The 12,316-nt window shown below is 70.1% G+C and carries 8 protein-coding genes, 1 tRNA gene and 1 pseudogene; 3 read left to right on the forward strand and 7 right to left on the reverse strand.

Features of this window, described 5'->3' with window-relative positions; genetic code table 11:
* Positions 1-353: 353 nt before the first annotated feature.
* From J7656_RS00710 to J7656_RS00720, 3 genes are all read right to left on the reverse strand, one after another.
* Positions 354-1,358 (reverse strand): histone deacetylase family protein, encoded by a 1,005-nt coding sequence (locus J7656_RS00710; protein ID WP_017341875.1) that lies wholly within the window; start codon positions 1,356-1,358, stop codon positions 354-356.
* Positions 1,359-1,790, reverse strand: coding sequence for a histone family protein (locus J7656_RS00715; RefSeq protein ID WP_004599099.1), 432 nt, complete (start codon positions 1,788-1,790; stop codon positions 1,359-1,361).
* 97 nt (positions 1,791-1,887) lie between these two features.
* Positions 1,888-3,390 (reverse strand): single-stranded DNA binding protein, encoded by a 1,503-nt coding sequence (locus J7656_RS00720; protein ID WP_211553782.1) that lies wholly within the window; start codon positions 3,388-3,390, stop codon positions 1,888-1,890.
* Between the two features lie 286 nt (positions 3,391-3,676).
* Between J7656_RS00720 and J7656_RS00725 the strand changes: the two genes are divergently transcribed.
* Positions 3,677-3,749: transfer RNA gene (locus J7656_RS00725), tRNA-Arg, on the forward strand.
* Positions 3,750-4,590: 841 nt separating this feature from the next.
* Here J7656_RS00725 and J7656_RS00730 read toward each other — a convergent pair.
* On the reverse strand, positions 4,591-6,426 hold the full coding sequence (locus J7656_RS00730) for a cation:proton antiporter domain-containing protein (protein WP_211554532.1): 1,836 nt from the start codon (positions 6,424-6,426) through the stop codon (positions 4,591-4,593).
* 461 nt (positions 6,427-6,887) lie between these two features.
* On the opposite strand from J7656_RS00730, the gene J7656_RS14880 reads away from it, so the two are divergent.
* Entirely contained in the window at positions 6,888-7,175 is a 288-nt protein-coding gene (locus tag J7656_RS14880; protein WP_249191485.1) for a hypothetical protein, read from the forward strand.
* A 144-nt stretch (positions 7,176-7,319) separates the two neighbouring features.
* A complete protein-coding gene (locus J7656_RS00740) occupies positions 7,320-8,015 on the forward strand; it encodes a DUF309 domain-containing protein (protein ID WP_211553783.1) in 696 nt (231 codons plus the stop codon).
* A 41-nt stretch (positions 8,016-8,056) separates the two neighbouring features.
* On the opposite strand, the gene azf is transcribed toward J7656_RS00740, so the two are convergent.
* The 3 genes and pseudogenes from azf to mutS all read right to left on the reverse strand — a co-directional run bounded on the left by azf (position 8,057) and on the right by mutS (position 12,298).
* Entirely contained in the window at positions 8,057-8,959 is a 903-nt protein-coding gene (gene azf / locus J7656_RS00745) for an NAD-dependent glucose-6-phosphate dehydrogenase Azf (protein WP_211553784.1), read from the reverse strand.
* Between the two features lie 121 nt (positions 8,960-9,080).
* Entirely contained in the window at positions 9,081-9,431 is a 351-nt protein-coding gene (locus tag J7656_RS00750; RefSeq protein ID WP_017341869.1) for a cell division protein SepF, read from the reverse strand.
* Positions 9,432-9,506: 75 nt separating this feature from the next.
* Positions 9,507-12,298 (reverse strand): annotated as a pseudogene (gene mutS / locus J7656_RS00755) (DNA mismatch repair protein MutS).
* Between the last annotated feature and the right edge of the window lie 18 nt (positions 12,299-12,316).

The following is a 12,316-nucleotide window of genomic DNA, read 5'->3' on the forward strand; positions in this document are numbered from 1 at the left end:
ATCCCGCTCCGGGCGTCTTTCGCTGCCGCAAAACGAACGAGGAGCGGCAGCGACGAGTGAGTACTGCGGCAGCGAAGCGTCGAGGGATTTGAACCCTATCAGTCGCGCGCAGCGAACGGAGTGAGCGAGCACGTCTGATTTCGGTTCAAATCCCGCTCCGGGCGTTCTGTCGACGCCGACTACGAGCGAGGAGCGGTAGCGACGAGCGAGTCCGGCGTCGACGAATACAGACGAAGGGATTTGAACCAGAGAGTGAAGCGAGCGAAGCGAGCGGAACGACCGAGGTTCAAATCCCGCTCCGGGCGTCTTTCGCTGCCGCAAAACGAACGAGGAGCGGTAGCGACGAGCGCGCCCTACAGGTCCAGTTCAGCCAGCAGGTCGTCGACGAGCGACTCCGTTTTCGCGTCCGGGTCCTCGTCGGTGGCGACGGGCGTCCGGCCGTCGTACGTCTCGTGGACCATGGAGACGCCCTCGGCGAGCGTGTCGAGGCCGTAGCCGCCCTCCAGCACGTACGCGTCGGCGGCGCCGACGTCGTCGGCGAGCGTCCGGATCCGATCGGTCAACAGCGCGTACCCCTCGGAGGAGACGCGCATCCGCGAGATGGGGTCGTGGCGGTGCGCGTCGAACCCCGCCGAGACGATCAGCAGGTCGGGGTCGAACCGGTCGACCGCGGGCGCGATCCCCTCGTCGACGGCGTACAGGTAGTCGGCGTCTCCGGCGCCGGCCGCCAGCGGGAGGTTCGCGGTGGTCCCCTCGCCGTCCCCCTCGCCGGTCTCGTCGAGGTCGCCCGTGTCCGGGTACAGCCCATCCTCGTGGATCGACGCGTAGAACACGTCGCCACGGTCGTAGAAGATGTCCTGCGTGCCGTTCCCGTGGTGGACGTCCCAGTCGAAGATCGCGACGCGGTCGGCGAGGTCCTCGTCGAGCGCGGTCTGGGCCGCGACGGCGGCGTTGTTGAAAAAGCAGAACCCCATCGCGTCGTCGGTGACGGCGTGGTGGCCCGGCGGGCGGCCGATGGCGAACGGCGTCCGTCGACCGGTCGAGCCGTCGAGCGCCTCGCGGGCGGCCCACTGGGCGAGCCCGGCGGAGGTGAGCGCAGCGTCCCACGTCCCGTCGCTGGCGACGGTGTCGGGGTCCCAGCTCCCGCCGCCGTCCGCCACGAACGACTCCAGCTCGTCGACGTAGTCGGCGTCGTGGACCGCCGTGACCGCCGCCTTCTCCGCGGGGTCCGCCTCGACGTACTCGACGCCGTGTCGCTTCGTGAGGCCGCGGCGGATCGCGCGGAGCCGGTCCGGGTTCTCCGGGTGTCGCTCGCCGGTGTCGTGGTCGAGACACCGCTCGCTGTAGCCGAACCGCATCTACTCGAAGAGGGCGAAGTACGTCTCGATGTCCTCGGCCTGTACCGTTCGTCGGTCCGCGTGGCGGGCCAGCGTCGCGGCCGCGCTCGCGACGTTGTCGGCGTAGTCCTCTAAGATGTCGGCCAGCGCGACCCGCGCGTCGACGCCGACCCGGTACCGGTCGTCGATCCGGAGCCGAGCGATCCGGTCGATGGGCGCGACCGGCAGCGTGAGGTCTTCCCGGCTGACGACCTGCTCGACGCCGAAATCCGCGGCCATCAGCGTCTTTCGACCGTCGGCGGTCGCCCGCTCGGCCGCGTCGACGGCCAGCTCCGCGCCGTGCGACTGGATCCGTCGCGCGAGCTCCTCGGCGGCGTCCGCGCTGACGCGGAGTTCCCCCGCGTTCCGCCGGATGATCCCGTCGACCGGCGCGAACGGCAACTCGACACTCATACACACAGACGCGTCCGTGTATCGTATAACGCTTTCCGTTAGCCGCATCCCCGCCGGATCCGGACGGGGACCGCCGGGGCCAGAAGACGCGTCCGCCTCAGAACACGTCGTCCGCGTCGATGGTGCCGTCTCGCTCCGGCCCGCGGACCGTTACCTCCTCGCCGAGCCGGAGGCTCGCGTCGGTGTCGACCGTCCTCGTCCGCTGGCCGTCGTCGAGGACGACCGGGTCGCCGGTCTGGACGACCGTCCCGGTGAACTCGACGTCCTCGCCCGACGCCTCCGCCGTCGCGGCCGCGGCGCCGCCGCTCGCGCTCCCCGCTTCGCCCTCGCCGCTCTCGCCGGCGACGGCCTCGGCGGCCGCCTTCCGTCCGTCCTCGGCGAAGGCGCCGAGACCGGTCTCGTCCGCGTCGCGGTCGTCGCTCCCGCCGGCCTCGTTGCCTCCAGCGGCGCTCGCGGCCGACGCCCCGTCCGCGACGCCGGCCGCCGCGTCGCTCCCCTCGTCGAGGACGGTGACGGTCGAGCGCCAGTTCGCGGACGCCTCGAGGTCGTCCTGCCAGCCGTCCTGGATCTCGACGTCGGTGAAGACGACGCGGTCGGCGAGGTCGATCTCGCGGTCGGCCTTGTCGCCCCACAGCGCGACGCGGATCTCGCCCGTCTCGTCTTTGATCCGGACGTTGCGCACCTGCCCCTCGCTGCCGTCGTCGCGGTCGAAGGTGCGCACCGGGTCCGTCTCGATGACGCCGCCGCCGACGTCGACGGTTTCGCCGATCTCCAGGTCGGCGATGTCCGTCGTCTCCGGGACGTACTCGACGTCCTCGTCGACGCGCTCGACGGTGCCGCGGTCGCCGACGTGGAGCTCCAAGTCCCCGTCGCGCTCGCGGACGTAGCCGTCGCCGACCTCGACGACCTCGCCGGCCTCGAACTCCTCGGCGAGGTCGGCCTTGCCGTCCCACAGCGTTACGCGCACGCGCCCCGTCTCGTCGCCGACGGTGAGGTTCGCTACGCGCCCCTCGCTGCCGTCGTCGCGGTCGAACGTCCGGATCGAGTCAGTGTCGAGCACCTGTCCGACGAGGTTGACGTCGGAGGCGCCGAGCGTGAGGTCCTCGACGCGGTAGGTGTCGAGTACCTGCACGTCGACCTCGGCGTCCTCGTCGGGTTCGACCTTGTCCGCGCTCACTTCGAGCCCGCTGTACCCCTCCTTCGGGCGGCCCATGACGCGGAGCACCTGTCCGACCTCCAACTGCTCCTCGGCGGCGGCAGCCATCTCGTCCCACAGCGCGACCCGGACAGAGCCCGAGGCGTCCGCGACGTCGATGTTACACACGCGGCCCTCCTCGGCCTCCTCGTCGTCGCGCTCGAAGGTTTTGACCTCGCCGATGGCGGTCACCTTGCCGAGGAACTTCACGTCGTTCATCCCCGGCTCGATGTCGGCGATGGTGTCGGCCTCCTCGTCGCGCAGCTCGTGCGCGATGAGCATCGCGGCGGTCTCCTCGTCGGCGAGCCCGCCCATCTGCTCGACTTTGTCCTCGACAGCGGCCTCGAACTCCTCGAACTCGACATCCGTGTCGAGGTCCTCGTACACCTCCTCTATGGCTCCCATACGCGTACCTCCGTACTCTGTGAGTTCGTAGATAAGCGTTGCCGTCGGTCCGGGCTCGCGCCGGAGTCCGCCCGACCTGCGGAGCGACCGGTTCGGGTCGCGGTCGCGGCTCGAAGGCGTCTCATAGAGGCGCATGGGGCCCGTTGGTACAAAAGGTGTTCATCCCGCGCCGCGAGTGCGCGTTCGTCTACTCCACCCTTCGTCCCGCGCCGCGTGCGTGCGGACCGCAGGCACGCGGCCGCCGGACCGTAACCGTCTTAAGTTCTACCGCGGTACGTGGAGATGAGTCCTGGTAGGGTAGTGGACTATCCTCTTGGCTTGCGGAGCCAGGGACCGGAGTTCAAATCTCCGTCAGGACGCTCACTTTGCGGCTGCCTCGCTTCGCTCGGCAGCCGCTGCGTTCGGTCCTGACTTGCCTCACGCTCGCTTCGCTCGCGTGAGACTCCGTCAGGACGTTTCTTTTAACACAACGCTGCGAGCGTAGCGAGCAGCACGTGCTGAAAGAAACTCCGCGGAGATTTGAGCAGGAAAGTCGCAGCGGCCGAGCGAAGCGAGGCCGACCGTCTTTCCGAGTTCAAATCTCCGTCAGGACGTTCTTTAGTCATAATCTCACGACGATTGCGAGCAGTGTGTCGGTCCTACGCGACACGTTAGGTGATGTTGGTTGTGCGGTGGCGCGCGCCTCCGAGCGGCCGTTTTTAAACGGCCGCGAGGAGCGCGTGCGAGGGAGTCGGTGGTTCGGAGCAACGCGGAGGACCACCGACGAGGCTGGGGAGGTGTGAGGTGCTGTGCGGAGCGGTGCGGGGTGGGACTCAAAGGGGCAGCCGGGAGGTGGGCGCAGGCGACGTAAGCACTGGCGGGAGTGAGCGAAGCGAACGACCGAAGCGCGCAACGAGCGTGCGCCCACCTCCCGGCTGGGGCTTTGGCGGTGTCCGCCGCCGATCCGTAGTTGATTATTTATACGCGAGTGACTGATGATTTGGCTGTGTAGGCCGTCGATTTGTGGTCAACTATTTATAAGTGTCCGGCTGGAGGTTAGGCGGCCGTCATCGCCGCTCCTCGGTCCGTTATTTATAAGCGAGGTGTCGGAGATTGAGCGGAAGTCACCGAACCGATATCAACTATTTATAAATGACCGACCGCCAGTGCGACGCACCGTACCCTCGCTTAGTAGCCGACCCGAACCACCCACTCTACGTCTTAATCGTGCGGGTGGAAGCGGTCCATCGCTTGGCGGACCGCGTCGGTGTCGCCGATGAACGTCACGTGGTCGCCGATTTCGAGGACGGTGTCCGCGGAGGGGACGTGGTTCTCGCCGTCGCGGCTGACGACGGCGACGAAGGTGCCGTCGGGGATCTGCGCGTTGAGGTCGCGGATCGTCTTGCCCGCGAACTCCTTCGAGGTCACCTCGACCTCTTGGACGTCGTGGCTGTCGCCGAGCTCATTCATCCAGTGGGTGAGCGCGGGTCGCTCGATCTCGTCGTCGATGGCGACCGCGGTCGCCGTCGAGGCGTCGATGCCGGTGACGCCGATGCTGTCGAAGGCGTCGACGTTGTCCGGGTCGTTCACCCGCGAGTACACCGAGGCGACGTCGAACTTGGTGATCGCGAGCTGGCACGCGAGGAGGTTGATGTCGTCGTCGCTCGTCGTCGTGATGAACCGCTTGGCGTCCTCGATGTGGGCGCCGCGCAGCGTCTCCGTGTCACTGCCGTCCCCCTCGTAGACGGTGTACCCCTCCGAGCGCGCGCGCTCGGCGACGTCCGGGTCCGACTCGACGACCACGACGTACTCGCCCCTGTTCTCCAGTCGCGTGGCGAGCGCCTGACCGACCCGACCCCCGCCGATGATTATCGTACGCATTGGTGACACTCCGAGGAACTCTCCGATCTGCCGCGCGAGCCCCGCCTCGACGAGGACCGTCGCGAAGATGACCGCGAACACCGTGCCGACGAGCAGTTCGCCGGCGGCGATACTGCCCGCGAGCTCCAACTCGATGGCGAACAGCGTCGCCACGCTCGCCGGGATGATCCCCCGCGGTCCGACGCTCGCGATGAACAGCCGCTCCGGCCGGGTGAACCGCTCGACGCCAACGGTCGCGAGGAACGCCCCCAGCGGCCGGAGAACGAGCATGATGACGGCGACGAGCGCGACCACGCCGAGGCCGAGCCCCGCGATCGCCTCGACGTCGATCAGCGCCGCGAGCGAGATGAACACGAACGAGAGGACGATCGAAGTGGTGTTCTCCGCGAACTTCTCTATCTCCTCGCGGTTGTCGATCCCGAGGTTCCCGAGGAGGATCCCGCTCGTCGCCGCCGCCGCGATGCCAGCCTCCGCGGCGACGGCCTCCGCGGCCGCGAACGACCCGATCGCGGCCGACAACACGAGGAACTGCGACGCCTGCACGTCGCGTTCGGGGACGAGGTCGCTCTCCAGCAACACGTAGATGATGACGGTGGCGAGCAGCCCCGCGGCGACGCCGACGCCGAACCGCTGGAGGAAGGATAGCACCGTCGCGGGGACGCCGAGGTCGTCGAGCAGCAGCGTCTCGAAGATGACGACCGCGACGATCGCGGCCGTCACGTCGTTGACGATCCCCTCCGTCTCCAGCGCGGTCGCGACGTGGTCCCGGACCCGGACCACGTTGAGGATCGGCGTGATGACGGTCGGCCCGGTCGCCACCAGCAGCGCGCCGATCAGCAGTGCGATTTCCCACGTGCCGTCGGTGAACGCGCGGACCGCCGCCGCGGTGCCGAGGAACATCACGACCGCGCTGATCGTCACCAGCCGGAGCGACACCGTCGACGCGCGCCGGATCCGGTCGAACTGAAGCGCGAACGCCCCCTCGAAGACGATGATCGCGACGCTGAGCCCGACGATGATCTCCAGTCCGTCGCCGAACGTCTCCAGCGTGACCAGCCCCAGCAGCTCGGGTCCCAACACCACCCCGATCGCGAGGTAGAAGATGACGCTCGGCACCCGGAGCCGGTGAGCGAGGAGCTGGACCGCGAGCCCCGACACGAGTACCACCGCGATCACCGGCAGCAGGCTACTGGACACGTCTACCGGATATACGCGCCCCGTCTCCCTTAGTGTACTGGTGGGCGTGCCGGTCGGCCGGACCGGGGCGACAGGGAAAGCACGGTATTGTATCACACACACAAACAACTATTAATTCGGTTCCGTTACTCGGTGGTACCACGCCCGGCTGGTCCCCCACCGCCGGGTCGAACCCATGACCGTCCGCGACCCCATCCCCACGTTCGCCCCCCGCCGGAGCGTCCGGAAACGGGCCCGCGGACCGGTCGCCGCTCTCCTCGGCGCCGTCGCCGCGTGACCCCCGACGCGGGGACGGCCGACTCGTCCGCCGTGACGAGCGCCGTCTTCTCCCGACGCCCCGAGACCCCGCTCCGCCGTCAGTGTCCCGCTGCGCGCGGGCAGAGGCGGCCGAACCGACACCCTGCGAGGCGTCCGCCTCGCACCGCACCCACGATCCGACGATGAACGCAGACCGATCCCCCTCCAGACGCACCGACCACCCCGACTACCCCGACCCGAACGCGGGCCCGCACCCGGCCGAACCGCTCCCGTCGCGCGGCGCGATGATCGCCTTCGCGGCGCTGCCGGTAATGACGATCGCGGTCCTCTCGTTCCCGGTCGCCGCCGCGGTCGCGCTGGCGGCCCTCTGCGGCGCCGTCGCCGGCGCGGCGCTTCACCGACGGCACCCGAGCGCGGTCGACCGGACGTTCCGCCTGCCGGACGACGACGGCACCGTCCGAGAGGCCTGACGTATCCGGCGCGGGCGAGTGCCTCCGCCTCCTCTCCGCTGACCTTCCCCTCCACTTCCCCGCTGACCTTCCCCTCCACTTCCCCCACCGCTTTCCCGACCCCAGAACTCGCCATTTATCACTCGCCGCCGCCGACCGCGAGGCGTGACCGACCGCGACTCCGCTCCGGACCGAGGCGCGCGCGACGCCCTCTCCGCGTCAGTCGCGATCACCGCCGGCGCCGCGCTGTTCAACGAGGGGCAGTTCCTCGCGGCCCGCGACGTCTGGGAAGGTGAACGACAGCCATCGGACGGCGACGATAGCGACGCCGACAGTGACACTCCCGACGACGTCGAGCGACTGCTCCGGGGGCTGGCCGCGACCGCGGCGGCGACGCACCGCGCGAGCGACGGCGACCGCTCCGGGGCGGCGGAGCGCGCGGACAACGCCGTCGCGGCGCTGGCGAATATCTCCGATCCGCGCGGAGTCGAGCTGGGGCCCGTCCGGGAGTGGGCGGAGCGGCTCGCTGCGACCCCGGGAGACACGGGAGACACGGACGCGGCGACCGCGCCGCGGATCCGGATCGACGACGAGACGCCGACGTTCGACGACCTGTCGCTCGCCGCGGCCGGGGTCGCGGCGCCGGCGCTGGCGAGGGGGGGCGAGCCGGGCGACGCAGCGGTACTCGCGACCGCGGCGGAGTTCGCTCGCGAGGAGCGGGGGACTGGACGGACCGAGTTCGCGGAACTGCTGTTCGCGTACCTCCGGGCGCCGGATGCGCGGCCGCAGGTGGCCGCGCGGCTGGGCGATCACGTCGAGCGCGAGGCGCGGAAGCGGCGCGACGTCGACGGCCTGTTTTAGCCGATTCGGCCCGAGAAGCGGGCAACGGCCCGTCGAGCCGGTCAGGCGTCGTCCGGGTCGGCGGGGAAGTTGGGTTCGGCGGGCGACTCGGGTGCGGGCCGATCGGCGTCCGACGCGAACGAGTCGTCGTCGTAGCGATCGCCGTTCGTCTCGGTGTCGCTGTCGGACTTGGGTTTGCCCTCGAAGGTGTAATCGGCGGAGTTGTCGGCGGGGTCGTAGCCGAGCGCCTCGCGGGCGCGCTCGATGGAGTAGTAGCGACGGTCGTTGTTCGAGATGCCGTACACGATCTCGTAGCCGTACTCGGCTCGGAGACAGCGGTCGAACAGGTGCGCGCAGTCGCGGTGCGAGAGCCACATCGCCTGCCCCCGCTCGTACTCTCGGGGCGGGTGGTCCTTGGTGAGGTTGCCGATGCGGACGCAGACGACGCTCATGTCGAACTCGTCGTGGTAGAAGCGCCCGAGCGACTCGCCGGCCGCCTTCGAGACGCCGTAGAGGTTGCCGGGGCGGGGGAGCTCGCTGCCGTCGAGCCGGTAGTCGTCCTCGGGGCGGTAGAGGTCGGGGGTCCGCTCGTCCGTCTCGTAGCCGCCGACGGCGTGGTTCGAGGAGGCGAACGCGAACCGCTCGACGCCCGCCTCGGCGGCCGCGCGCATCACGACCTGCGTCCCGTCGATGTTGTTCCGGAGGACAGAGTCCCACGGCGCGGTCTTCCGTGGGTCGCCGGCGAGGTGGATCACCGCGCCGACGTCGGCGACCGCCTCGCGGACGGCGCGCTCGTCGGTGATGTCGGCGACGTACCGGTCGGCGTCGGTGACCCCGTCGGGCACCTTCGCGGCCGGGAGCGGCTCGCGGTCGAGGAGCCGCCAGTCGTACTCGTCGCCGAGACCGCGGAGGATGGCCTGTCCCACCCGTCCGCCGGCGCCCGTCAGCAGGACCGGCTCGTCCATTCGACTCTACGTGGGCGGGAGAACGGCATATATGACACGGTTCGACCGGTGGGACCGAATCGGGTGCGGAAAAGCGGGACGGCAGACAGAGGAGCGGTGCGAGACCGCCGGAACGCGGCGGTTACAGCTTCTGCCGTGAGACCTTGACGCCGGTCGGAGTGACGATGATCTGGTCGTCGCCCTTCTGGACGATGTCGCCGTCGACCTCCTCGACCACCTGACGGAGCTCGTCGTAGACGTGTTCTATCGTCCGGTCCGACGTGGAGTGGCGGGTGATGTCAGCGATGACGAAGTCGCCGTCGTACACCGCGTCCTTGATCGGGATGACGTCGCTCTGGTCGCCGATCTCGGCGAAGTGTACCTGCGTGCCCGTCTCCGCGTGCGCGTCGGCGAAGTCGTCCGCGTCGAGCTCGACGTAATCGTCGACGGAGCGGCTCCCACCCCCGCCGAGGATCTTGCTCATGATGCCCATACACACCACACGACGAGGTTAGACATTAGTTCTTACGTCAGACGCACCCGAATCGGGCGCTCGGATCCCGGGGGGTCAGTCCAGCCGGTCCTGCCACTCCTGGACCCGCGAGAGCAGCTCCACCGGGGGGGTCTCCGCGACGTCGACGTCGCTCAGCTCCTCGATCACGGCGCGGGTCTCGGGGTCGAGTCGGTCGGCGGCCGCGGGCGCCGCAGACTCTGCGGTCTCCGCGCGCTCGCCGGAACCGGCCGCCATCGACCCGCTGTCCGCTCCGTTTCGGCTCCCGCCGGAGTCCGAGGCGTCGGCCGTTGTCGCCCCGTCCGCCGCCGCCCCCTCATCGCCCCCGAGAACGACCCCGACGAGAGATCGAAGACGACCTGCTGCGTGTCCCCTGTGCCGTCGGCGCCCGAGCCCGCACCGTCGCCGGTCCCCCCGCTCCGCGAGCCGCGGGCCTCGATCGCCTTCTCCTCCCGGAGCCGGTCGAGGACCTCGTCCGCGCGCGAGACGACGGGGTCGGGGACGCCCGCGAGGTCGGCGACGTGGACCCCGTACGAGCGGTTCGTCGGGCCGTCGCGGACGGTGCGGAGGAAGGTCACTTCGCCGTCACGCTCGTCGACGGCGACGTGGACGTTCGCGACGCGCGGGAGGTGGTCGGCCAGCGTCGTCAACTCGTGATAGTGGGTGGCGAAGAGGGTCCGCGCCCGGACCTCGTTGTGGAGGTACTCGGTCGCGGCCCACGCGATGGAGATGCCGTCGTAGGTGGCCGTGCCGCGGCCGACCTCGTCCAAGATCACGAGGGAGTCCTCGGTCGCCGAGTGGAGGATGTTCGACAGCTCCTGCATCTCGACCATGAACGTCGAGCGGCCCTGCGCCAGCTCGTCGAGCGCGCCCACGCGGGTGTAGATGCCGTCGACGAGCCCCACCTCGGCGGCGCGGGCGGGGACGAACGACCCGGCCTGCGCGAGCAGCTGGATCAGCGCGGCCTGGCGCATGTACGTCGACTTCCCGCTCATGTTCGGGCCGGTGACGATCAGGAAGCCGCGCTCGGCGTCGAGCCGGAGGTCGTTCGGGACGAAGTCGGTCGTCCCCTCGACGACGGGGTGGCGCCCGGCCTCGACGTCGAGCCGGCGCTCGTCGGTGAGCTCCGGGCGCGTCCAATCCCGCTTGGCGGCGTGGGTCGCGAGCGAGGCGAGCGCGTCGAGCTCCGCGATCGCCCGCCCGGCGTCCTGGAGCAGCTCGGCGCGCTCGGCGACGCGCTCGCGCAGCGCCTCGAACAGTTCGTACTCCAGCTCGCCGCGGGCCTCCTCCAGGCGGAGGACCTCCCGCTCCTTCTCGTCGAGCTCGTCGGTGACGAACCGCTTCGAGTTCTTCAGCGTCTTGATCTCCCGGTAGTGTTCCGGGACCTGATCCGCGACCGACTTCCCGACCTGAATGTAGTAGCCGTCCGTCTTGTTGCGGTCGACGGTGACGTGGCTGAGCCCGTGCTCTCGCTTCTCGCGCTCCGCGAGCCCGTCGAGCCACGACTTCGCGGACTCGTGGCGCTCGATCAGCTCGTCGAGCTCCTCGTCGTACCCCTCCTTCAGCAGTCCGCCGCCCGTCTTCGCCTTCGGCGGGTCCTCCGCGAGCGCCTCGGCGAGCTCATCGCGCAGGTCGGCCGCGGCGTCGCGGTCGACGCGGTCGAGGACGGCGGCCGCGGGCGAGTCGGCGAGCGCGGTCCCCCCTATCGCGTCGGCGAGGTCCGGGAGCAGCGCGAGCGTGTCGCGGACCGAGAGCAGTTCGCGCGCGCCCGCGCTCCCGCTCGTCGTGCGCGCCGCGAGCCGTTCGAGGTCGTACGCGTCGCCGAGCACCTCGCGGAGCCGGTCGCGGGCGAGCGCCGCAGACGCCAGCGCCTCGACCGCGTCGAGGCGGTCGGCGAGCGTCTCGCGGTCGCGCCGCGGGCGGGTGAGCCACTCGCGGAGCAGGCGCCCGCCGGCGGCCGTGACGGTGTGGTCGACGGTGTCGAACAGCGATCCGTCGGCGTCGCCCCGCATCGTCTCCGTGATTTCGAGGTTGCGCTGCGTGGTCGCGTCGACGTCAACGCGGTCGTCGGCGCCGTAGGCGGTGAGGCGCGTCATCGAGGCCAGCACGCCTGCACCCGTCTCCTCGACGTACGAGAGGACCGCGCCCGCGGCCCGGACCGCGAGCTCGGAGTCGAGCCCGACGCTGTCGGTCGTCTCGCGGCCGAACTGCTCGCGCACGGCGTGCTGCGCGCGGCCGGTCGCGAACGCCTCGCCGTCGAAGGCGGTCACGCGCCCCGAGAGGTCCTCGCGGACCGCCCCGAGGAGGTCGTCGTCGTTGCGGACCTGCGGCCCGGGAAGCACCTCCGCAGGGTCGAACCGGTACAGCTCGGCGCGCAGGTCGCCGCCGTCGTCGACCGTCGTCGCGAGGAACCGCCCCGTGGTCACGTCCGCGAACGCGAGCCCGTAGGGGCCGTCGGCGTCGGAATCGGTCCCCTCGTACCGCACCACCGCCGCGAGGTAGCGCGCGTCGTCGTCGCTCGTCTCGAGGACGGTGCCGGGCGTGACGACCCGGACGATTTCGCGGGCGTGGTCGCCGCCGTCGGTCTCGTACTGGTCGGCGACCGCGACGCGGTAGCCGCGCTCGACGAGGGCGTTCACGTACGGCGTCAGCTCCGACAGCGGCACGCCCGCCATCGGGTACGACGAGCCGTGGGAGGACTTCTGCGAGATGCTCAGGTCGAGCTCGTCCGCGACGAGCTCCGCGTCGTCCGCGAAGAACTCGTAGAAGTCGCCGCACTGCATCGCGAGGACGTCCGCGTCCGTCTCCGCCTTGAGATCGAGGAACTCCCCGACGATCCCCGTTGCCATATGTCCGTACTCCCGCCG

The organism is Halorubrum ruber (genome assembly GCF_018228765.1).
Lineage (GTDB): Archaea > Halobacteriota > Halobacteria > Halobacteriales > Haloferacaceae > Halorubrum > Halorubrum ruber.

Coding starts and splice junctions, on each gene's coding strand:
- J7656_RS00710 (WP_017341875.1), bottom strand. CDS start 1,358: ATGCGGTTCGGCTACAGCGAGCGGTGTCTCGACCACGACACCGGCGAG.
- J7656_RS00750 (WP_017341869.1), bottom strand. CDS start 9,431: ATGGGCATCATGAGCAAGATCCTCGGCGGGGGTGGGAGCCGCTCCGTC.
- azf (WP_211553784.1), bottom strand. CDS start 8,959: ATGGACGAGCCGGTCCTGCTGACGGGCGCCGGCGGACGGGTGGGACAG.
- J7656_RS00720 (WP_211553782.1), bottom strand. CDS start 3,390: ATGGGAGCCATAGAGGAGGTGTACGAGGACCTCGACACGGATGTCGAG.
- J7656_RS14880 (WP_249191485.1), top strand. CDS start 6,888: ATGAACGCAGACCGATCCCCCTCCAGACGCACCGACCACCCCGACTAC.
- J7656_RS00715 (WP_004599099.1), bottom strand. CDS start 1,790: ATGAGTGTCGAGTTGCCGTTCGCGCCGGTCGACGGGATCATCCGGCGG.